Origin of the sequence: Dactylosporangium aurantiacum, from assembly GCF_000716715.1 — a bacterium.
Taxonomy (GTDB): domain Bacteria; phylum Actinomycetota; class Actinomycetes; order Mycobacteriales; family Micromonosporaceae; genus Dactylosporangium; species Dactylosporangium aurantiacum.
On record NZ_JNYJ01000015.1, the window covers coordinates 130,187 to 151,014 of the forward strand.

The following is a 20,828-nucleotide window of genomic DNA, read 5'->3' on the forward strand; positions in this document are numbered from 1 at the left end:
ACGGCGCCACAAGGTAAAGAACCCTAATAGTTAAAGTAAGTCTCCAATTAAGCCGTCGCGGCAGGTTGCGGCCGGCGTACGGCGAGCTCCTCGGCGGCGTCGGCGAACCGCTGCGCCGCCCGGGCGGGGTCGATGCGGGCCGCGACGGCGCGGGCCCGGTCGTGCAGCCCGAGCGCGGTGTCGACGGCCGCGGCGAGCCGGGCCGCGGTGAGCCGCTTCGGCGGCAGGACGACCCCGGTGCCCGCCTGCTGGACCCGCCGAGCGACCTCCGGCTGGTCCCGCCCCCACGGCACGGCGACGACGGGTACCCCGGCGGCGACGGCCTTCGTGACGATGCCCATCCCGGCCGGGCACACCACCGCCGCGGCCCGGGCGAGGACCGGCCCGTGCGGCACGAACCGCTCCACCCGGACGTTGGGCGCGGCCGGCAGGCGGTGCGAGGCGTACGCGTCGGCGAGGGTCACCAGGACCCGCACCGGCTTGTCGCGCAACGCCTCGACCGCTCGCGCGGCGAGGTCCTCGTCGCCCTGGTAGTGGGTGGAGCAGGTGACCAGCACCCACGGGTCGCCGGGCGCCAGCAGCCAGTCGGGCGTGCCGGCCGGCGGGTCCCAGACCTGGCCGCCGACCATCCGTACGTGCGCCGGCAGGTCGGTGCGCGGGTACTCCAGTGGCTCGCCGGTCAGCACGATCAGCCGGTCCGGCAGCCGGTAGTAGCCCAGCGGGCTGTCCAGCGCCGGCAGCCCCGCGGCGGTGCGCAGCGTGTTCAGGCCCGGCAGCATGGTCTTGGCGAACGCCCGCTCGACCAGCTTCCACAGCACGGCGTCGCGGACCGCGCCGAGCGGACCGGTCCTCGGTGCGAGGCCGATGCCGTACGGCGGGATCCCCTTGCCCCGCATGGCGAGGATCGACGGCACCGTGATCGCCCACGGCAGCCCGGTGGTCTGCGCGGCGGTCGCCGCGCCGTAGGTGTTCGTGTCGACCAGCAGCGCGGTCGGGGCGACCTCGGCGACCGCGCGGCGCAGATCCTCGGCCTCCCACGCGCCGCGGGCGAGCAGGTCCGCCATGCCGTCGACGCCGTCGCGCCCGCCCGGCCGGCGCACCGACGCGGTGATCCGCTCGTCGACGGGCGCGGCGTCCAGGCCCTCGGCGCGCAGCCGCTCGACCAGGTCGGGTGCGGTCCGCACGTGTACCTCGTGCCCGCGCTCGCGCAGGCGCAGCAGCCCCGGGACGAGCGGGAAGACGTGCCCGGCGGCGGGCGGGGTGTAGACCAGGTATCGGTTCATGACGACTGTCCTTGATTCGAGATGACGGATCGGATGAGCAGCGCGACGGTCGCCTCGGCGTCGGCGACGTCGAGCCCTTCGTGCTTGGTGAGCACCAGCCACAGCTCGACACCGGTGACGCCGACGAGCCGGCCGAACGTGACGGGGTCCAGCCCCGGGAAGGCGGCCGCGAGCCAGCCGCGGTGTCCGGCCCGGCCGGCCTCGGCGGAGGCCTTCAGCGCGGGGGAGCTGTCCTCCTGGGCGAGGGTGCGCTCCAGCGCGGGCGCCCAGCGGCTGTAGTGCCGGCGGAACGCGGCGGCGACGAGCGCGGGGTCGGGCCCGGGCGGGTCGCCGAGGCCGGCGGCCACCTGCGGGGCGATCCACGCGTTGACCGCCTCGACGAGGCCGTCCTTGGTGCCGACCCGGCGGATCACGGTCTGCAGGCCGACCCCGGCCCGCTCGGCGACGGCGGCGAGGGTGACCTGCTCGAACGGCCGCTCCACGAACAGTTCGAGGGCCGCGGCGAGGATCCGCCCGGTGTTGCCGGAGGCGGACTCGGCGCGGGCGCGCTGCCGGTACGGGCGGGCTGGCGTATTCACGGTAAGGACGTTACCGCGAATTGCGCCGGCCGCGCCGTCAGGTTCCCGACGCCCATACCCGCGCGGCGCCGTCGCCCAGCTCGAGGAACCGCCGGCCGTCCGGGCTGACGTACAGCGCGCCGTGGTCGTGGTCGTGGTCGGGCCGCGGCGAGCGGGGCGTCAGCGGCTCGCCGGTGGCCGTGACCGACAGGTCCAGGCGGTTCCACGCGGTGCGGTGCACCACCGCGGTCCGCCCGGCGGTCGCCATGGCCGATCGGCCCTACCCGGCCCGGCGGGCATGCTCGACCGCCCAGGTGGCCAGGGGCGACAGTGAGCGCATGAGGCTCACGCCGGGCGGGGCCAGCCGGTACTCGACGCTCGGCGGCACGGTCGGGAACACCTCCCGCTCGACCAGGCCGTCCGCCTCGAGCGTGCGCAGCGTGCGGGTGAGCATCCGCTGGCTGATGCCCTCCACCGCGCGGTGCAGCTCGTTGAAGCGGTACGGCCGCCGCGCCAGCAGGGACAGCAGTACCAGCGTCCACTTGTCGCCGAGCCGCCGCAGCAGCCCGGTCACCGGGCACCGCTCGTACTCCTCGCTCGGCACGGGGACCGGCAGCGCGTGCTCCGCCGGTGAGGTGGGCACACCGGTGTGCGCAGTGGACATCACAGTGCCTTCTTCCGCCGCCCCGACGGCCGCGCCGAGGATGGGTCCGTCGGCAACCAACGGTAACGGGGGCAGCGATGGGCGTGGTCGTGGTCAGCGGCGGCACGAACGGCATGGGGCGCGCGTTCGCCCTCGGGCGCGCCGAACGCGGCGACACGGTGGTGGTCGTCGGCCGCAGCCGCGCGCGCGGCGAGGCGATGGCCGGCGGGGCGGTCACGTTCCTGCCGGCGGACCTGAGCGGCGTCGCGGAGAACCGGCGGGTCGTCGCCGAGATCCTCGCCGAGCATCCGGTGGTCGACGCCCTCGCGCTGTTCGCCAACGCCGTCTCGACGCGGCGCGAGGTGACCGCCGAGGGCCTCGAACGCACCTTCGCGCTGTACTACCTCAGCCGGTACCTGCTGAGCTTCGGACTCCGGCCGGCACTGGACCGGGCGGCCCGGCCCGTCATCGTCAACGTCGCCGGCGTCGGGGTCACCAGGGGCGCCGTGCGGTGGACCGACCCGCAGCTCTCGACCGGCTATTCCGCGGTACGGGCGCAGCTGCAGGCGGGACGGGCCAACGACCTGCTCGGCGCGGGGTTCGCGGCGCGGTCCGGCAGCCGGGCCCGGTACGTGCTGTTCCACCCCGGGTTCGCCCGCAGCGGCGACCGCTCGGGACTGCCGGTGGTGGTCCGGGGGCTGCTCGCGGTCGCGTCGCTGGCGGCCCGGCCCATCGCCGAGGCGGTCGCGCCGATCCACGGGTTCGTGGACGGGCCGCCGGCGGCGGCGCTGACCGCCGTCGACCGCGACCGGGTCCTCCCGCCGGACTTCCCGACCCTGGACGCCGGCGCGGCCGCCCGGCTGATGGACCTCACCGAGCGGCTGCTGGCCGAGCGGGAAGGTCAGTAGGAAGGTCGGCGGGAGGCCGGCGGGAGGGTCCGCGGGAGGGTCCGCGGGACGGTCGGGCGGCGTAGTCGACCGGGTCGTCGCCGCCGCCGGGACGCAACGGGAGCCGGGACAGGTCGATGCGCCCGAGCTGCCCGTCCGCGGTCCGGCGACGTCCACCGGCGCCGTCAAACCACATCGCTTCGCGTAAATTCCGGCGGATGGCGGACAACATCGGCAAAACGCTGACTTACATACGACTGAGTCAATAAATCTTCGCGCTCGGACTGTGATCATTGGCGCGGTGCAGGTAGATTGCGACCGGCACGGGGCGATGAGATCACGGGGCACGAAGATCAATGTCGCCCCGGCATATGCGCTGTTCAACGGTCGTCTTGACGTGGGGCACCACCCTGCGAAAAGGCGGCCGGAAGCTGTCCTTGGGCGAGGACCCGCCCATCGAGGGAATAGGAAACCACCAATGAAGATCGGCGTTACCGGGGGCAACGGGTTCATCGGACGGTACGTCTGTGAGGAGATCGAGGCCAGAGGCCACGAGGCGCTGGTGTTCGACCACCACGGTCACGGGCGGCGGGGACCGCACGCCGCGCCGGAGCGCGAGGTCATGCTCGGCGACATCCGCGACGCGACCGCCATGGTGGAGCTCGCGGCCCACTGCGACGGCATCATCCACCTCGCCGCCGTGCTGGGCACCCAGGAGACCATCCTCAACCCGCGCCCGGCCGCCGAGACCAACCTCGTCGGCGGGCTCAACTTCCTCGAGGCGGTCACCCAGTACCAGCTGCCGGGCGTCTACATCGGCGTCGGCAACCACTGGATGAACAACAGCTACTCGATCTCCAAGACCGCCGTCGAGCGCTTCGTGTCGATGTTCAACGCCGACCGCGGCAGCCGGGTCAACGTCGTGCGCGCCGTCAACGCCTACGGGCCGCGCCAGCTCGCCGCCGCGCCGTTCGGCCCGGGCAAGGTCCGCAAGATCACCCCGGCGGTCGTCTGCCGGGCGCTGTGCGGGATGCCGGTCGAGCTCTACGGCGGCGGCCACCAGGTCTCCGACATGGTGTGGGTCGGCGACGTCGCCAAGGCGCTGGTCTCCGCGTTCGAGGCGGCCCAGGCCGGCACGGTGCTGGACCACGTGGTGGAGTGCGGCCCGGTCGCGTCGACCACGATCCGCCGCGTCGCCGAGATCGTCATCGACCAGTGCGAGGCCAAGGGCTACCCGCGGGCCGACATCGTCGACCTGCCGATGCGCCCCGGCGAGCAGCCCGGCGCCGTCGTCAGCGCCAACGCCGAGACGCTGCGCGCCGTCGGCATCGACCCCGCCGACCTGGTGTCCCTGGAGGCCGGCCTGGAGCGCACCATCGACTGGTTCATCGCGACCCAGGGCGAGCACTGGACCGCGCCCGAGCCGCTCGCGCTCGCCGCCCGCTGAGGCACCGCGGACCCATGCACCCGTTCGGCCTCACCGCCGTCGTGCCCTGCTACGACGAGGCGGACAGCGTCGCGCAGACGCACGCCGAGATCGTGGCCGCGCTCGGCGGCTACGACCTGGAGATCCTGTTCGTCGACGACGGCAGCACCGACGGCACCCTCGCCGAGATCCAGCGGCTCGCCGCCACCGACCCCCGCGTGCAGTACCTGTCGTTCAGCCGCAACTTCGGGTTCGAGGCGGCGTTCTCGGCCGGCTACAAGTACGCCCGCAAGCCCTGGCTCGTGCACCTCGACGCGGACCTGCAGTTCCCGCCGGCCGAGGTGCACCACCTCGTCGCGAGGGCCCTGGAAGGCCACGACGCGGTGTTCGGCGTGCGGCGCACGCGGCACGACCCGTGGCACCGCCGGGGGGGCGCGGCCTGCTACCACTGGCTCGGCCGTCGCCTGCGCATCCGGATCCCGCCGGGCGCGACCACGTTCCGGGTGCTGCGCACGGAGCTGGCCAGGCGGGTGGTCGAGCTGCGCCTCGGCACCCCGTACTTCCTGGCCACCGTGCCGCTGCTCACCTCCAGGATCGCCACGGTCCCGGTCGAGCACCGGCCCCGCACCCGCGGCACGTCGAAGTTCCGCCTCGGCCGGCTCATCGGTCACGCGCTGGAGCTCTACGTCGCCTTCTCCCGCCGCGCCGTGCACTGGGTCGCGATCGTCCTGCTGCTCGCCGCCCTGGCCAGCGCCGGGCTGGCCGTCGCCGCGTTCGCCGGCCTGCTCGGCACCGGGGTCGCGGCCGGCGCCGGGCTCGTGGCGCAGAGCGTCGCGCTCTGCGGTGCGGCGGTCCTGCTGCGGTACACGGTGCTCATCGCCGACGCGCAGCCCCGCCCCGCCATGTTCTACGTCCGTGCGGCGTCGATCCCGGTCGAGCCCGCCGACGAGCTGTTCCCCGGCGCCCGACCGGCGCCGTTCATCCCGGCCCAGCGTGAGGACGCCGCATGAAGAGCCTGCTCATCCTCGGCGCCGCCGACGGCGCGATGGCCACCTACCGCACCGCCCGGGCGCTGGGGTACCGCACCGTCGCCGTCGACCTGCGCGACACCGCCCCGGCGGTGGCCCTCGCCGACGAGCTGCTGCCCGTCAGCACCCGCGACGTGCCGGCGCTGAGCGAGATCCTGCGCAAGCGCACCGACATCGCCGGCATCCTCGCGCCCAGCAGCGACATCGCGTTACCGACCCAGTTCGCGCTCACCGAACGGTTCGGGCTGCCGTGCGGGCTGACCGAGGCGACGGTCGAGGCGTCCGTGGACAAGCGGCGGTTCCGGGCCCTCTGCGACGAGCTGGGGCTGCCCGGGTACCGCTGGATCCAGGGCACCGACTGGCGCGCCGCCGGCCTGCGCTTCCCGCTCGTCGTCAAACCCGTCGACGCGCAGAGCAGCCGCGGCGTCACCCGCTGCCCGGACGAGTCCACAGTGGACGCCGCGGTCGCGGAGGCGCTCCGGCACTCCTACAGCGCCGGGGTCGTCATCGAGGAGGAGGTGCAGGGCCAGCACTGCGGCTGCGAATGCGTCATCGACGACGGGCGGGTCGTGTTCATGGCCCTCACCGAGCGGCACATCACCCCGCCGCCGCAGGCGACGACCACCGCGCACCTGCTGCCCGCCGCCGTGCCCGACGGCACCCACGAGCGGATCGTGGCCGCCGTCGACGCGCTGTGCGCCCGCCTCGGCTACCGCCGCGGCCCACTCAACCTCGACCTGGTCGTGGACACCGACGGCCGGCCCTGCCTCATCGAGATGGGTGCCCGCACCGGCGGCGACCCCCTCGGCGAGCTCGCCCGGCACTGCTACGGCGTCGACCCGATCGAGGCGTCGATCAGCGTCGCGGTCGGCGCGCCGCTGCCGCCGGTGCCGCCGCGCAGCGAGCCGCAGCCGGTGATGGTGCAGCTGCTCAACGCCGCCGACACCGGCGTCCTCACCGCCATCCACGGCGTCGAGGAGGCGCGCGGTTGGCCGGAGGTGGTGCGCATCGTCCTGCTCGCCGAGCCCGGCCGCGCCGTCACCTCCACCATCGACCTGACCAGCAAGCTCGGCTACGCGCTGCTGGCCGCGGACACCCCCGCGCTGCTGCGCGCGGCGGCCGCCCGCCTGCTGTCCACCGTGCGGTTCGAGGTGCGGCCGTGAAACGCTTCTTCACCCTCGTCCTGGCCACCCTCGTCTCGGGGGTGCTGCTGGTGGCGCTGGCCCCGAGCGGCAAGCAACTCGACTCGTTGTGGCTGTTCCTGGCGTACCTCGTGCCGTTCGTCCTCGCCGCCGAGACGATCGCCGCGCTGGACCCGGTGTGGCTGCGCCGCTGGCGGCTGCCGGAGGTGCTCGGCGTCCTCACGTTCACGGCGGTGTTCTGCGGGTTCGTGCCGCGCATGTTCGACCGGGTCATCGCCGACGACTTCGACGGCTTCTACTCCCTCGTGCGGGTCCTCGCGCCGCTGCTGATCCTGGCGTTCGCGCTGCACCAGCGGCTCGGCGGCTCGCCCGCGGCCGCGGTGCGGCGGATCAGCTACGCCAGCATCCTCGTCATGCTGTCGGGGCTGGAGGACCTGTCGTTCTGGCTGTGGCGGGGCCAGCCGGTCCCGCAACGGTGGGACTGGGCCGACCACATGACGGTCCGGCTCGGGCACGTCGCCGGCCGCACCGAGGCGTACCTGTTCATCGCCGCGCACCTCATCGCCGCGCTGGCGGTGCTGTGCTGGCCGTCCCGCTCCCGCCGCGCCGCCACGGCCGCCCGGGGGCAGGGCCCGGACTCCGCGGCGGAGCCCTCGCCGGCCGGTCATGACGCTGCTCGCGCCGGAGGCTGAGGCCCGCACCGGTGCACCCCGCGGCGGGCTGCTGCTGGCGCTGTTCGCCGGCCGCGGTGCGTTCCGCGCGACGATCGCGCTGGCGCCCCTGGTGCTCGCCGTGCCGTGGGGCGCGGACCGCTTCGCCGAGTACGCCGGTGCCGTCGGCGTCTCGGCGTGGACCGTGTTCGTCGCGTCCAGCGGCGAGAAGGCGGCGCTGAAGCTGGTGCCCCGGACCCGCCGGCTCGGCGGGGCGATCGCCCGGGTCGTGCTGCGGGTCGCGGCCGTGCCGGTGCTCGTCGCCGTGGCCGCGTTCGTGGCCGCCACCGCCCTGGACCGCGGGCGGGTGCTGGCCGCGGCGCTGCTGTGGTGCGCGGCGCTCGGCATGCTGCAGCTCGCGGTCGGCCTGCACCGCGTGCGCGGACACCCCGGCACCGACGCGGTCACGTTCGCCGGCGTGACCGGCGCGCTGCTGGTCATCTCCGCGTTGACGTTCCACTTCGCGTGGTCGCCGCTGCGGCAGCTGCACCTGTTCGCCGCGACGGCGCTGACCGCGGCGGTGGTCCTGCTGTGGCGGCTGCCGCCGGGCTGGTCCATCGCCGCACTGCCCGGCCGGGCCGCCGCCGGCCGCACGGTCGAGCGGGCCAGGCGGCGGCGGGTGGCCCGGCTGGTGCTGCGGACCTGCGGCCTGCTCGGCCTGCCCGAGCTCGTCGCGAGCCTGTGCCTGGCCGTGTGCTATCTGGTCCTCGGCATCGCCGGCCACGGCACCGAGAGCGGCCCGTTCTACGTCGCGGTCACGCTGTCCGGGTTCTGCTCCGCCGCGCTGACGTACCTGCTCCGGCTGCGCCAGCCGGCCACGTCGCTGCGGCTGCGCGGGCCCGCCGGCCGGGCCGGCCGGGCCAAGGCGCGGCGGCTTCTGCGCGTCGCGATGCTGCTGTGCCTGCCGGGCCTGCCGCTCGTGCTGTTCCTGCCGGCGGGCACCCTGCTGCTGGTGCTGCTGACCTGCCTGGAGACGCCGCTGTTCGCGCTGGTCGCCTACGCCGGCTACCTGGTGGAGAACACCGACGGACGGTCCCCCCGGCTGACCGCGACATCGGCTACCGTCGGTCTCGTCGTCGTGGCGGCCGCGGCGGCGCTGCTGGTGCCCCACGCCGCGTCGTCCGGGGCGATGGCGGCGCTGCTGCTGTCCGCCGGGGCGAGCGCGTTCGGTCTCGACGTCGGCCTCAGCGGAAGGTGGCGTCGCCCTGTGCGGACCCTGCCGCCGGGTCCCGGGGACGGTTCGCAGCGGCACGGGGGAACCTGATGGTGGAGATGGCTGTGATGACCGAAGGGCTGACGGTCCGGCTACACAACCCGGTCGCCGACCCGGAGCCCGCGGACTGGGCGGCGCTGCGCCGCCGGGCCGGGCTGCGGGCCAACTGGGCGTGGCCGGTGATGCGGGCCGGGCCAGGCCCCGCAGAGCAGCGCGCTGCCCGGGTGGTGGCTCGCGCCGTCGGCCGCGGAGGAGCGGCGGGACCTGGTGCGCGCGTTCCGGCGCGCGGCCCGGCGGGGCACCGGTCCCGGCGTCCGCGGGCTCCTCTGGCGGCAGCTCGGCGCGGCCGACGACGCGTGGCTGCCGCGGCCGCGGTACGCCAGACGCACCGAACCCCTCGCGGTCCTGGACGCGCCGGCGTCGGTGGACGCCTGGCTGGCCGGGCTGGGCACCAAACGCCGCGCCAGCGTCCGGCGCACCCAGCGGCTCGTTGCCCGCGACCCCGACCTGCAGATCCGCGCCGGCACCGTCGGCGACGTGGCCAGCCCGGCGGAGCTGGCCCACCTGACCCGGCTCAACTTCGCCAAGCACGAGGCCAGCGCCCTCGAGCTGCGCAGCGGGCCCCGCTCGACGCTGTGGCAGGAGGCGGTCGCCGGCCGCGACGACGTCCACGTGGTCGCGTACCGGGACAACGCCGGCCTGCTGCTCGGCGCCGCCATGGTCCTGGACCACCCGACCTGGCCGATCTGGCTGTCGTGGGGCGCGCTGCCGGCCGAGGAGGGCGGCCGGCGGCACCTGTACTTCGACCTGTTCCGCCGGCTCGTCGAGCGGGTCGTCGAGCGCCGGGCGGCCGGCATGATCCTCGGCAAGGGTATGCCGGAGCTCAAGATGGACCTCGGCGCCCGGCTGCTGCCCCAGCGCGCCGCGGTGACGTTCTGACCGCGGCACGGCGACCCGGGGGACCACGATGATGGAAACGGCGGTGCTGACCGAAGGGCTGTCGGTCCGGCTGCACAACCCGGTCGCCGACCCGGAGCCCGCGGACTGGGCGGCGCTGCGCCGCCGGGCCGGGCTGCGGGCCAACTGGGCGTGGCCGGTGATGCGGGCCGGGGGCTCGCACCGTCCACAGTGGATGACCGGCGGGACGTCGTGCGGGCGTTCCGGCGGGCCGCCCGGCGGGCGCTCGGCCCGGGCGTCGCCGGGGTGCTGTGGCGCCAGCTCGGCGACGATGACCAGGCCTGGCTGCCCCGGCCGCGGTACGCCAGACGCACCGAACCCCTCGCCGTCCTGGACGCGCCGGCGTCGGTGGACGCGTGGCTCGCCGGCCTGCGCAAGAAACGCCGCTCGAACCTGCGGCACGTCCGCAAGCTGGTCGCCGCCGACCCCGACCTGCAGGTGCGCACCGGCCCGGTCGGCGACGTGGTCACCCCGGCCGAGCTGGCCCACCTGGCCCGCCTGAACCTCGCCAAGCACCCGGGCGGCGGCGGTCCGCGCAGCGGCCACCGGTCGCCGCTGTGGCAGGAGTCGGTCGCCTTCCGCGACGACGTGCACGCCGTCGCGTACCGCGACAGCGCCGGCCTGCTGCTCGGCGCCGGCACGATCCTGGACCACCCCACCTGGCCCATGTGGCTGTCCTGGGGCGCGCTCCCCGTCGACGAGGGCGGCCGCCGCCACCTGTACTTCGACCTGTTCTGGCGCCTCGTCGACCGGGTCGTCGAGGGCAGGGCGGCCGGCATGGTCCTCGGCAAGGGCATGCCCGACCTGAAGGCCGACCTCGGCGCCCGCCTGGTCCCCCAGCACGCCGCCGTGACGCTCTAGCGCCCGCCCGGCTCCGGCCGCGGCGGGCGTCCGCCCGTCACGCGCCCGAGGGTGTCGCCGTGTACAGCAGGTCGGGGCCGTCCTCGCCGGGGTGGTCCAGGTGCGGCGCCCGGTGCAGGCCGGCCCGCGCCGCGACGCGCTGCGACGCCACGTTGTCGGGGCGGATCCGGGCGACCAGCGGCAGGTCCGGGCGGTTGGCGGCCGCCCACGCCACGACCGCCGCCGCGGCCTCGCTCGCGTAGCCGCGGTGCCACACCGACGGCGCGAACCGGTAGAAGAGGTTCAGCGCCGGTTCGCCCAGCAGCGGCATCAGTTTCAGCCCGCAGAACCCGACCGGCGCCGCCTCCGGATCCGCCAGCACGCTCCAGTAGCCGAACCCGTGCCGGTCCCAGTGCGCCGACCAGTGACGCAGCCGGTCCGCTGCCGCGGGGCCGGTGAGCAGCCGGTCGCCGGGGTTGTGCAGGCACGCGAGGGGGTCGCGGTGCACCGCGAGGATCGTGGCGACGTCGGCGGCGACCGGGCGGCGCAGCAGCAGCCGCCCGGTGCGCAGCAGCGGGTCGGTCGTCACCGGCGGAACTCCGACACGACGAAGCGGCCCTTGCCGCCCCGGGTGAGCTCCAGGGTGTCGGCGCGGCGTACGTCGAGGTCGAAGGGGCGCCCGGCGCTGCCGTGCAGCCACTCGCGGGCGGCGCGGGCCAGGTCGTCGAAGCCGTGGCCGGTGCGGGCGTCCGGGACGAGCCACACGGTGATGTTGCCGGCCGGGTCCTGGCGGACCATGCACTCCGCGACGCCCGGCGTGCTGATGGCCATGCCGATGAAGGTGCCGGCGTAGATGCGCTCGCCGTCGGGGAGGGTGACATAGTCGTCGGCGCGCCCCTTGGTGAGCTCCAGGCGGGCGAACGTCCGGCCGCACGCGCACCGCTCGGCGTGGCGGGTGGCGCGGTCGCCGAGCCAGTACCGCAGCAACGGCATCGCCCGTTCGCGCCAGCCGGTGACCACGACGTGGCCCTCGGCGCCGTCCGGCACGGGACGGCCGTCGGGGTCGACGATCTCGACGTGGACGCGGTCCTCGGCGATGTGCAACTGTCCCTCGGCGCAGTCGAACGCGATGTGCATGAGCTCGTAGGCGGAGTACTCGTTGAAGACCGGCACACCGAAGCCCTCGGTGAGCTGCCGGCGCACCTCGGGGGTGAGCAGCTCCGACTCGGTGAAGACCACCCGCAGGGTGCGCCGCAGCGCGGCCAGCTCGTCGGGGCGCATGCCGCGCAGCAGGTCCCGCAGCATCACCGGGTAGCCGATCATCGCGTGCGGCCGCTCCCGCAGCAGGTGCTCGACCCTGGTGCGCACCGGCAGCGCGCTGTACACCACCGACCGGCGGAAGATGCCGAGCCGCTGGTACCAGGCGGTGTCCAGCGGGAACGGCTTGAAGTGCACCAACCGCGACCACGGTCGGTAGCGGCCGCCGGCGGCGGCGAAGCGGCGGATGTTGCAGGCGCGGTCGTGGGCGTAGTTGGCCGGGTCGTGCCACGCCTCGAGGATCTGCCCGCTGGTGCCGCTGGTCGTGTACACGGTGACCTGGTCGCGGGTGAACGCCGGGTCGCGGAACCGGTCCTCGCCCGCGGCGAGCACGTCGGCCTTGCGCAGCATCGGCAGCCGCGCGAAGTCCGCCGCGTCGTGCAGGCCGCCGATGTCGTACCGTCCGTCGCCGTACGCCGCCACCCGGGTCCGGGCGTGCCGCAGTGCGTCCCTGAGCCCGGCCAGAGTCAGCTGGTCCAGCCTGTCGCGGTCAAGATGCTGCGCCCGGGTCACGGATCGCACGGAAAGAAGGCCACCGATGCTCGACATGGCGGCAAGTCTTGCAGACGGTGGTGTCGATCGATGTCAGGAAGCCGATGCGGCGAGCCGGTCGGTGCGCCGCACCGCGCCGGTCGCGGCGAACAGATCCCGCAGCAGCCCGATCTCGCCGCCGTGGTGCATCGTCTCGCGGTTGACGTGCACGATCAGCGCCGCCATCGGCTCGTCGGAGAAATAGGCGCCCTTCGGTCCCAAAGGGAGTTGCAGTGCGGCGTCGCCGAGTGTGGAAACGTGCCCGTGCCACGCACGGTAACTGTCCTCGAGGAACGCGACGCCTTCCGCGGCGGTGTGCGGCAGATCGGCCGGTACGTGCCGCGGGTCGAACATGTCCGCGTCGTCGCCGACACTTCCGGCGCCGAAGAACGTGCTGCTCCGGGTCACGAAACAACCGACCGCGATGTGCATCATGCGCCAGGCGATCGTGGTGACCGGCTGCGGGCCGGTGCGCGGACCGGGGTCGGCGCGGTAATTCCCGTCGGCGTCGGGCCGGACCGTCAAGCAGCCGGGTACCGGTTCCCAGAAGTATTCCTCGTCGGTCAGGCCGTCGAGCCGGGGGTGCAGGTGGGCGTCCCAGTAGAAGGCCAACTGGCCGATCAGCAGCTCGCCCCAGGCAGGTGTGGAAGAGTTCGCCATGGGTAGAGTCTCGCCGATGCTGCGATCATGCACCGCCCGGCCGATCGGGTCGTAATTGGGTCGACACGATCGGTGATGGTGCCTATTTGAAACAGACTGCACTTCAAATCCTGGAAATGGGCGATACTATTTCTGCGATGGTCGACCGTAGGGTCGCCGCCATCACCCGCACCGTTACCGAGGAGGCGCCGTCATGGCCAAGCGCGTCATTCAAGAACTGATCGACGACTTGGACGGCAAGCCGGCCGACGAGAGCGTCCAGTTCGGTCTCGACGGCGTGCAGTATGCGATCGACCTGTCGAAGAAGAACGCCGAGAAACTGCGCGCCGCGTTGAAGCCCTATGTTTCCGCCGGCACGAAGGTCGGGCGCGGCGCGGTCGTCGCGGCGGCCCGGTCGGGAGGGCGCGGCAGGAGCTCCAGCCGCGGCGACCGCGACCAGAACCGGGCCATCCGCGAATGGGCGCAGGGCGCCGGCTACCAGGTCTCCGACCGTGGCCGGATCAAGCAGGAGATCGTCGACCAGTACCACGCCGCCGTGGGCCGCTGAGCGCCGCCCGGGGCGTCACCCGCCCGTCGTGAGAGCACCAGCGGCTCCGGTCCGAGGACCGGAGCCGCTGCCGTACGGGGCCGTGGAGAGGCGGTGCAGGGCCGTTCTAGGCGGCCGCTGGGGCGGCGACCTCCGCGGGAGCCGCCGTGGCGTCCTCCGGGGCGGTGACCAGCGAGCCGGGCCGCACCACCACGAGCAGGGTGAGGGTGGCGGTGAGCATGCCGCCGGCGATCACCACCGACATCGCCGTCGCGCCGGTGCCCAGCACGCCGACCAGCGGGGCGGCGACGGCACCCACGCCGAACTGCACCGCACCGAGCAGCGCCGCCGCGGTGCCCGCCGCCTCGCCGTGCCGGGACATGGCCAGGGCCGGCGCGTTCGGCAGGGCCAGACCGGCGGAGGCCAGGACCGCCCACAGCGCGGCCAGCAGCGCCGGCAGCCCACCGAGGCCGGTGGCGGCGAAGATGACCAGGACCGCCCCGGCGAGCGTGCCGGCGGTCAGGGCCGAGCCGAGGATGCGCTGCGGGGTGAACCGGCGCAGCAGCCGCACGTTGTACTGGGTGCCGCCGATCAGCCCGACCGCGCCGGCGCCGAAGGCCAGCCCGAACTGGGCCTCGCTGAGGCCGTACACCTCCTGCAGCACGAACGACGAGCCGCCGACGTAGGCGAAGAGCGCCGCCATGGCCAGGCCGGCGACCAGGACCAGCCCGACGAACACGCGGTCGCGCAGCAGGGAGCCGTAGACGCCGAGGGTGGCCACGACCCCGCCGGAGCGGCGGCGCGCCGGCGGCAGCGTCTCGGGCAGCGCGAGCGCGGCGAGGGTGCTGAGCAGCACCCCGAACGCGGCGAGCACCACGAAGACGCCCCGCCAGTCGGTCCAGCGCAGCACGGCGCTGCCGAGGGTGGGCGCGAGGATCGGCGCGGCGCCCATGACCAGCATCAGCCGGGAGAACAGGCGGGCGAACGCGGCGCCGCTGAACAGGTCCCGCACGATCGCCATGGCGACGACGGAGGAGGCGGCGACGCCGAGGCCCTGCAGGACGCGCAGCGCCCCGAGCACGGTGACGTCGGGGGCGAAGACGCAGCAGACGGAGGCGAGCACGTGCAGGACGAGACCGGCCAGCAGCGGCACCCGCCGGCCGACGGCGTCGGACCAGGGGCCGATCGCCAGCTGGCCGAGCGCGAGGCCGGCCAGGGTGCCGGTGAGGGTCAGCTGCACCGCGGTCGACGAGGTGTGCAGGTCGTCGGTGATGCTCGGCAGCGCCGGCAGGTACATGTCGATGGTCAGCGGGCCGATGGCGATGAGCGAGCCGAGCACGAGCACCAGGCGAACGGGATTTGCGGTCACATCTTGTGGTCAAGCGTTTGATCATCCAGAACATTCCCGGTGTCGGTCTGGTACGCGGTCGCCTGCAGGGCGTACAACTGCGCGTACAGGCCGCCGGCGGCGGAAAGCTCCTCGTGGGTGCCCTCCTCGACCAGCCTGCCGTGGTCCAGGACGTAGATCCGGTCGACCTCGCGGACGCTCGCCATGCGGTGCGTGATGAGCACCACCGTGCGCCCCGCGGCCAGCTCGCGCAGCCGGCCGTAGACGGCGTGCTCGGCGCGGGCGTCGAGGTTCGCGGTCGGCTCGTCGCAGATGAGCAGCGGCGCGTCGCGGAAGAACGCGCGGGCGATGGCGAGGCGCTGCCACTGGCCGCCGGACAGCTCCGCGCCGTCGTTGAAGTGCCGCGACAGCAGCGTCCGGTACTGCCGGGGCAGCTCGACGATGAACCCGTGCGCGTCGCCGCGGTCGGCGGCGGCCTCGATCTCCGCCTGGGTGGTGACCCGGTCGTGCCGGCCGGTCGTGATGTTCTCCGCCGCCGACAGCGGCCAGTTCGTCGGGTCCTGCATGACGACGGCGACGTGCTCGCGGACGCTGTCGGGGTCGCGCCCGGCGAGGTCGACACCGTCCCACGCGATCACCCCGCTGTCCGGCCGGTACAGCGCGGCGAGGAGCTTCGCCAGGGTCGACTTGCCGGAGCCGTTCTCGCCGACCAGCGCGATCGTCTGCCCGCGGCGGATGGTGAGGCTGACCCCGGCGACCGCCGGCCGGGCCGCGCCCGGGTAGGTGAAGGTCACGTCCCGCAGGCTCAGCGTCTCGAAGCCGGCCGGCGCCGCGGGCTGGTCCAGGGGTTCGGAGCGGGCCGTGGCGAGGGCGCAGAAGGACTCGTAGTCGCCGAAGTAGAGGCCCTGCTCGTACAGGTGGTTCACCGAGAACGCGACCTGGGTGAGCGCGTTGATGCCGGTGCTGATCGCGTACGCCGCCGCGCCGCCGACCGCGATGTCCATCCGGCCGGCCAGCAGCAGCCCGATGAGCGCGGCGTACGCGGCACCGGTCGCCAGCGCGCCCAGGGCATGGCCGACCAGGTTGGTGCGCACCTGCGCGGCGGAGACCTTCACCTGCTCGCGGGTCGCCGCGTCGAGCAGCCGGCGGACCTCGGCGAGCAGGTACCGCTGCAGCGTGAACGCCCGCAGCTCGCCGGCCTGGTCCCGCTCGGCGAGCAGGTCCGACAGCATCCACTTGCGCCGCCACACGGCGATGAGGCGCAGCTGCTGGCGGTAGCCGAGCCGGGCCGAGCGCACCGACGCCCAGAAGTTCGGCACGACCGCGAGCACCAGCAGCGGCAGCAGCAGCGGGTGCAGCACGGCGAGGACCCCGGCGGCCGCGGCGAGGGACACGACGTTGGTGCCGAGCTCGATGGCGTGGTCGACGATGCGCTGCGCGGCGTCGATGCCGCGGTCACGGGCGCGCTGCATCCGGTCGCGCCAGTCGGCGTCGTCGAACGTGGCGAGGTCCACCCGGGTGGTCAGCTCCAGCAGCCGCAGCTCGGCGGCCTGGCTCACCTGCGGCGACAGCCGCCCCTGCGCGGCGGTCGCGGCGGAGGCCAGCAGCGTGCGTGCGGCCCCGGCGGCGACCATGACCAGCAGCGACGGCACCGCCGCGCGGATCCGGTCCGGGGTCGGGCCCTCCCGCAGCAGCCCGTCCAGCACGCCGACGACGTTGACCAGGCCGACGCCGGCGGCGACCCCGGCGGCCAGGTTGAACACCGCGACGGCCGCCGTGGTGCGCCGGTCGGTGCGCCACGCCAGGCGCCACGCCTGCACCAGCAGTCCCGGCAGCCGGCGCACCATCCGCCCGAATGACGCGGAGGCGGCCTCGGCGGTGGCCGTGAGCCAGTACGGGACCGCGAGCTCGTCCGCCGGGTCGCCTTCGATCGTCATATGTCTATGGTGCCGCGCTCCGACAAACGCTCAGGTCGGCCGAACGGCCGCCGATCGGGCAGGGGTGAACCTTGCCGCCGTGCTGATCGTGCGTGACTCGGCCACCATGCTGACGCGGTGCCTGACGTCGCTGAGCGGCGTCGTCGACACGATCCACGTCCACGACACCGGTTCCGAGGACGGCACTCCGGCCCTGGCCGGCGAGCTCGGCGCCGTGGTCAGCCACGGCACCTGGACCGGCGACTTCGCCGCCGCCCGCAACGCGGCGCTCGCGGCGGCCGCCGCGGCGCGGGGCACGCCGTGGACCCCGGCCGACTGGGTGCTCAGCATCGACGCCGACGACCGGGCCGTCGCCGCGCCCGGCAAGCTGCGCGAGGTCCTCGCCGCCACGACCGCCGACGCGCTGCTGGTCGACATCGACAACGCGCACGACGAGCTGCCGTACACGTTCCGCACCGCGCGGCTGTTCCGCCCCGCGCACCTGCGCTGGCAGGGCCGCGTCCACGAGCACCTGGTCCGCATCGCCGGCGGCGGCGCGCCGGACGTGTTCGCCGACCGCGGCCACGGCACCGGCGTCGGCACCGGCTACGGGACCGGCCACGGGGCCGGCACGGTGCAGGGGATCGGGATCGTCGAGTGGCCGTCGGCGCCGCGCGAGGCGATCCTGCTGGAGCATCAGGGGTACGCGGACCCGCAGGAGCGGCGTAGCAAGGCCGAACGCAACGTCGAGCTGGCCCAGGCGGTCCTCGACGGCATCGCCGACGGCTCCACGGACTCCTCGCTCGTCGCGGACACCCTGCTGGACCTGGGCCGCAGCCTGGTCGGGGCGGGCCGCACCCAGGACGCCGTCGACGCGTTCGAGACCCTGCGGGAGCTGGCGCCCGGCACCCGGCAGTGGATCCTCGGCACCGACGCCCTGGCCCGGCTGCTGCTCGGCGCCGGGATGGACGAGGCGGTGCTGGTGCTGACCGCGCAGCTGCGCGGCGCCGGGGTCGCCCGCGACTACTGCGACTGGCTCGACGCGCAGGCCCTCGCCCAGCTCGGTGACGTCGCCGAGGCGTGGCGGCTGCTGCAGCCCGTGCAACGGGTGGTCGACCCGGCCGGACGGGTGTACCCGCCGGAGCACCTCGCCGAGCTCAAACGCCTCGTGGACCGGCTGCACACGATGTCCACCGCGGCGGGCGGGACCTGACGGCCCGCCGCACGCATCGCCGCCGCGTGCGTGGGTATGGATGACGGCATGCGAATCGGTTACTTCCTGTCCACGGAGGAGTACACCCCGGCGCAGCTGATCGAGCAGGCCAAGCTCGCCCAGGACGCCGGCTTCTCCGCGCTGTGGATCTCCGACCATTACCACCCGTGGAACGACGCGCAGGGGCAGAGCCCGCACGTCTGGTCGCTGATCGGGGCCCTGAGCCAGGTCGTCAGCATCCCCGTGACGACGGCGGTGACCTGCCCGATCATGCGCATCCACCCGACGATCGTCGCGCAGGCCGCGGCCACGAGCGCGGTCATGCACGAGGGCCGCTTCGTCCTCGGCGTCGGCACCGGCGAGGCGCTCAACGAGCACATCCACGGCGACGCCTGGCCGAGCGCGGCCGAGCGCCTCGAGATGCTCGAGGAGGCCGTCCACGTCATGCGGGAGCTGTGGGACGGCGGGTTCGTCAACCACCGCGGCAAGCACTACACGGTGGAGCAGGCGCAGGTGTACACGCGGCCCGAGACCCCGCCGAAGGTGTACATGTCCGCGTTCGGACCGAAGGCGCTGGAGCTGGCCGGGCGGATCGCGGACGGGTTCATGTCCGTGGCGCCGGTCGCCGAGCACGTCGAGGCGTTCCGCAAGGGCGGCGGCGGGGACAAGCCGGTGCAGGGCGGCTTCAAGGCCTGCTACGCCGAGACCGAGGACGCCGGCGTGCGGATCGCGCACGAGCTGTGGGCGAACGCGAGCGTCCCCGGCGAGCTGTCGCAGGTGCTGCCGTCGCCGAAGCACTTCGAGCAGGCGTCGCAGCTCGTCACCCCGGACATGACCCGGCAGGCGATCGCCTGCGGGCCGGACCCGGCGAAGCAGGCGGCCCAGCTCAAGCAGTACGAGGACGCCGGTTTCGACGAGGTGTACGTCGCCAACATCGGACCGCACTACGCCGAGCTGATCGATCTGTACAAGCGGGAGTTCCTGTAGCCGTCAGAAGGTGGGTCATGCCGCAGCAGGCATGGAGCGACAAGCGTGAACGCCAGTACGAGCACATCAAGCGCAGCGTCAAGGCGCAGGGCCGCGCCGAGGACGTCGCCGAGGAGATCGCGGCGCGCACCGTGAACAAGGAACGGGCCCGCGCCGGTGAGGCCCGCACGTCGAGCCGCACCTCGACGCGGGACATCTCCTCCAGCCGCCGCGGCGGGCTGCGCTCGCACCAGGGACCCGGCGGCCGCACCCGCGACCAGCTGTACGAGGAGGCCCGGCGCAAGAACGTCAAGGGCCGCTCGAAGATGACGAAGGCCGAGCTGGAGAAGGCCGTCGGCTGAGCGCTACGGTGACGGTGTGCTGTCGGAGTACGTGCGCCGGCCCGCCTCGGCGCGGGTGCGGCCGTTCGCGGGCTGGTACAGCGGCTACCGCGACGTCGGCGTCGCGCCCGCCGCGCACCGCGGGCTGCCGTCGCCGTACCTGACGCTCATCGTCACCCTCGACGACCCGTTGTGGGTCGCGGCGCACCCCGACCCGGCGACGCCGCCCGGGCGGTACGACACGCTGCTCGGCGGGCTGCACACCACGCCGGCGACGATCGTGCACGACGGGCGGCAGTCCGGCATCCAGGTCGGGCTGTCGCCGCTCGGCGCCCGCACCCTGCTCGGCCTGCCCGCCGGTGAGCTCACCAACGTCGACGTCGCCGCGGGCGACGTGCTCGGCCCGTTCGCCGGCGAGCTGCGCGACCGGGTCCGCTCGGTGCCCACCTGGCCGGAGCGCTTCCGGATCGTCGACGAGATGCTCGCCGCGCGGTGCGCGTCGGCGGTGCTGCCGCCGCCGGAGGTCGTGCACGCCTGGCGGCTGCTGCAGTCCTCGGGCGGCACTGTCAGCACCGCCGAGCTGGCCCGGGAGGTCGGCTGGAGCGGGCGGTACCTCAGCCGCCGCTTCAACGTCGAGATCGGCCTGTCGCCGAAGGCCGCCGCCCGCGTCGCCCGCTTCGACGTCGCGCGCCGCCGCCTGCAGGACGGCGTGCCCTCCCTCGCCGCGCTCGCCGCCGCCTGCGGCTACTACGACCAGGCGCACCTCACGCGCGAGTTCACCGGCTTCGCGGGCTGCCCCCCGGCGCGGTGGCTCGCCGAGGAGCGGCTCCCGCCGTTCCGAAACATCCAAGACCCCGACGCGGCGCGGTGGGCAGACTGGGCGGCATGAGCGATGACAAGACACCCGCGCCGCAGGTGTGGCCGACGCTGCGCGCCACCGACGCCCGTGCGCTGATCCGGTTCCTCGTCGACGCGTTCGGCTTCCAGGAGGTCGTCGTGCACGGCGACGGCGACCGCGTCGACCACGCCCAGCTCGCCTGGCCGCTCGGCGGCGGCATCATGCTCGGCAGCGTCCGCCCCGAGGAGGGCGACACGTGGCCGCTGCGCCCGGGCACGTTCGGCGCCTACGTGGTGACCGACGACCCCGACGCGTTGCACGCCCGGGCCCTCGCCGCCGGCGCCGTGCCGCACCTGGACCTGACCGACACCGACTACGGCTCCCGCGACTTCGCCGTCCGCGACCCCGAGGGCAACCTGTGGTCCTTCGGCACCTACCGCGGCGAACCCAGAGCTGCTGCTTCCTCGGCGGCTACGCCGTAAGACC

Annotated in this window: 23 protein-coding genes; 14 read left to right on the plus strand and 9 right to left on the minus strand. The window is 74.4% G+C overall.

Features of this window, described 5'->3' with window-relative positions:
- Positions 1-47: 47 nt before the first annotated feature.
- From OP18_RS19080 to OP18_RS19095, 4 genes are read right to left on the minus strand one after another with little or no spacing between them, the layout of a single operon-like run.
- Entirely contained in the window at positions 48-1,283 is a 1,236-nt protein-coding gene (locus tag OP18_RS19080) for a glycosyltransferase (protein WP_033360281.1), read from the minus strand.
- Positions 1,280-1,861: a TetR/AcrR family transcriptional regulator gene (locus OP18_RS19085; protein ID WP_033360282.1), complete on the minus strand. Its 582-nt coding sequence runs from the start codon at positions 1,859-1,861 to the stop codon at positions 1,280-1,282. The genes OP18_RS19080 and OP18_RS19085 overlap by 4 nt, the downstream gene beginning before the upstream one ends.
- A gap of 37 nt (positions 1,862-1,898) precedes the next feature.
- Entirely contained in the window at positions 1,899-2,108 is a 210-nt protein-coding gene (locus OP18_RS19090; RefSeq protein WP_033360283.1) for a hypothetical protein, read from the minus strand.
- A gap of 12 nt (positions 2,109-2,120) precedes the next feature.
- The gene (locus OP18_RS19095) at positions 2,121-2,504 is read right to left on the minus strand and encodes a winged helix-turn-helix transcriptional regulator (RefSeq protein ID WP_033360284.1); all 384 of its coding nucleotides are present in this window, start codon (positions 2,502-2,504) and stop codon (positions 2,121-2,123) included.
- A gap of 77 nt (positions 2,505-2,581) precedes the next feature.
- Between OP18_RS19095 and OP18_RS19100 the strand changes: the two genes are divergently transcribed.
- The 8 genes from OP18_RS19100 (at position 2,582) to OP18_RS19135 (ending at position 10,707) form a co-directional block, all read left to right on the plus strand.
- Positions 2,582-3,391, plus strand: coding sequence for an SDR family NAD(P)-dependent oxidoreductase (locus OP18_RS19100; protein ID WP_033360285.1), 810 nt, complete (start codon positions 2,582-2,584; stop codon positions 3,389-3,391).
- Positions 3,392-3,848: 457 nt separating this feature from the next.
- Positions 3,849-4,817 carry an NAD-dependent epimerase/dehydratase family protein gene (locus OP18_RS19105; RefSeq protein ID WP_033360286.1) on the plus strand — a complete coding sequence of 323 codons (969 nt, stop codon included), beginning with the start codon at positions 3,849-3,851 and terminating at the stop codon, positions 4,815-4,817.
- A gap of 14 nt (positions 4,818-4,831) precedes the next feature.
- Positions 4,832-5,806 (plus strand): glycosyltransferase family 2 protein, encoded by a 975-nt coding sequence (locus OP18_RS19110; RefSeq protein WP_052386950.1) that lies wholly within the window; start codon positions 4,832-4,834, stop codon positions 5,804-5,806.
- Complete coding sequence (locus OP18_RS19115; RefSeq protein ID WP_033360287.1) at positions 5,803-6,987, plus strand: ATP-grasp domain-containing protein; 1,185 nt, start codon at positions 5,803-5,805, stop codon at positions 6,985-6,987. Before OP18_RS19110 ends, OP18_RS19115 begins: the two co-directional genes overlap by 4 nt.
- Positions 6,984-7,658 (plus strand): hypothetical protein, encoded by a 675-nt coding sequence (locus tag OP18_RS19120; protein ID WP_052386951.1) that lies wholly within the window; start codon positions 6,984-6,986, stop codon positions 7,656-7,658. Before OP18_RS19115 ends, OP18_RS19120 begins: the two co-directional genes overlap by 4 nt.
- Positions 7,633-8,940, plus strand: coding sequence for a hypothetical protein (locus OP18_RS19125; protein ID WP_033360288.1), 1,308 nt, complete (start codon positions 7,633-7,635; stop codon positions 8,938-8,940). Before OP18_RS19120 ends, OP18_RS19125 begins: the two co-directional genes overlap by 26 nt.
- A gap of 216 nt (positions 8,941-9,156) precedes the next feature.
- Entirely contained in the window at positions 9,157-9,828 is a 672-nt protein-coding gene (locus OP18_RS19130; protein ID WP_033360289.1) for a GNAT family N-acetyltransferase, read from the plus strand.
- Between the two features lie 189 nt (positions 9,829-10,017).
- Complete coding sequence (locus OP18_RS19135) at positions 10,018-10,707, plus strand: hypothetical protein (RefSeq protein WP_052386952.1); 690 nt, start codon at positions 10,018-10,020, stop codon at positions 10,705-10,707.
- 37 nt (positions 10,708-10,744) lie between these two features.
- Here OP18_RS19135 and OP18_RS19140 read toward each other — a convergent pair whose 3' ends face one another.
- From OP18_RS19140 to OP18_RS19150, 3 genes are all read right to left on the minus strand, one after another.
- Positions 10,745-11,275, minus strand: a complete 531-nt coding sequence (locus tag OP18_RS19140; protein WP_033360290.1) for a GNAT family N-acetyltransferase — start codon at positions 11,273-11,275, stop codon at positions 10,745-10,747.
- A complete protein-coding gene (locus OP18_RS19145) occupies positions 11,272-12,525 on the minus strand; it encodes a phenylacetate--CoA ligase family protein (protein ID WP_162189807.1) in 1,254 nt (417 codons plus the stop codon). Before OP18_RS19145 ends, OP18_RS19140 begins: the two co-directional genes overlap by 4 nt.
- A gap of 63 nt (positions 12,526-12,588) precedes the next feature.
- On the minus strand, positions 12,589-13,296 hold the full coding sequence (locus OP18_RS19150) for a DinB family protein (RefSeq protein ID WP_245635439.1): 708 nt from the start codon (positions 13,294-13,296) through the stop codon (positions 12,589-12,591).
- 91 nt (positions 13,297-13,387) lie between these two features.
- Between OP18_RS19150 and OP18_RS19155 the strand changes: the two genes are divergently transcribed.
- The gene (locus OP18_RS19155) at positions 13,388-13,741 is read left to right on the plus strand and encodes a histone-like nucleoid-structuring protein Lsr2 (protein ID WP_033360291.1); all 354 of its coding nucleotides are present in this window, start codon (positions 13,388-13,390) and stop codon (positions 13,739-13,741) included.
- Positions 13,742-13,847: 106 nt separating this feature from the next.
- Here the strand turns inward: OP18_RS19155 and OP18_RS19160 are convergent, their stop codons facing one another.
- Together OP18_RS19160 and OP18_RS19165 are read right to left on the minus strand one after the other, a co-directional pair.
- On the minus strand, positions 13,848-15,065 hold the full coding sequence (locus OP18_RS19160) for a multidrug effflux MFS transporter (protein WP_245635440.1): 1,218 nt from the start codon (positions 15,063-15,065) through the stop codon (positions 13,848-13,850).
- 20 nt (positions 15,066-15,085) lie between these two features.
- Positions 15,086-17,005 carry an ABC transporter ATP-binding protein gene (locus OP18_RS19165; RefSeq protein ID WP_052386955.1) on the minus strand — a complete coding sequence of 640 codons (1,920 nt, stop codon included), beginning with the start codon at positions 17,003-17,005 and terminating at the stop codon, positions 15,086-15,088.
- A gap of 79 nt (positions 17,006-17,084) precedes the next feature.
- Here OP18_RS19165 and OP18_RS52735 point away from each other — a divergent pair, with 79 nt between their 5' ends.
- Genes OP18_RS52735 through OP18_RS19190 form a run of 5 tightly spaced genes read left to right on the plus strand, consistent with a single transcriptional unit; the run spans position 17,085 to position 20,824 of the window.
- Positions 17,085-18,197, plus strand: a complete 1,113-nt coding sequence (locus tag OP18_RS52735) for a glycosyltransferase (RefSeq protein ID WP_156089620.1) — start codon at positions 17,085-17,087, stop codon at positions 18,195-18,197.
- A 48-nt stretch (positions 18,198-18,245) separates the two neighbouring features.
- Complete coding sequence (locus OP18_RS19175; RefSeq protein ID WP_033360292.1) at positions 18,246-19,184, plus strand: TIGR03557 family F420-dependent LLM class oxidoreductase; 939 nt, start codon at positions 18,246-18,248, stop codon at positions 19,182-19,184.
- 17 nt (positions 19,185-19,201) lie between these two features.
- The gene (locus OP18_RS19180) at positions 19,202-19,525 is read left to right on the plus strand and encodes a hypothetical protein (protein ID WP_033360293.1); all 324 of its coding nucleotides are present in this window, start codon (positions 19,202-19,204) and stop codon (positions 19,523-19,525) included.
- A 16-nt stretch (positions 19,526-19,541) separates the two neighbouring features.
- A complete protein-coding gene (locus OP18_RS19185; protein WP_052386957.1) occupies positions 19,542-20,393 on the plus strand; it encodes a helix-turn-helix domain-containing protein in 852 nt (283 codons plus the stop codon).
- On the plus strand, positions 20,390-20,824 hold the full coding sequence (locus OP18_RS19190) for a VOC family protein (RefSeq protein WP_033360294.1): 435 nt from the start codon (positions 20,390-20,392) through the stop codon (positions 20,822-20,824). Before OP18_RS19185 ends, OP18_RS19190 begins: the two co-directional genes overlap by 4 nt.
- Positions 20,825-20,828: the final 4 nt, after the last annotated feature.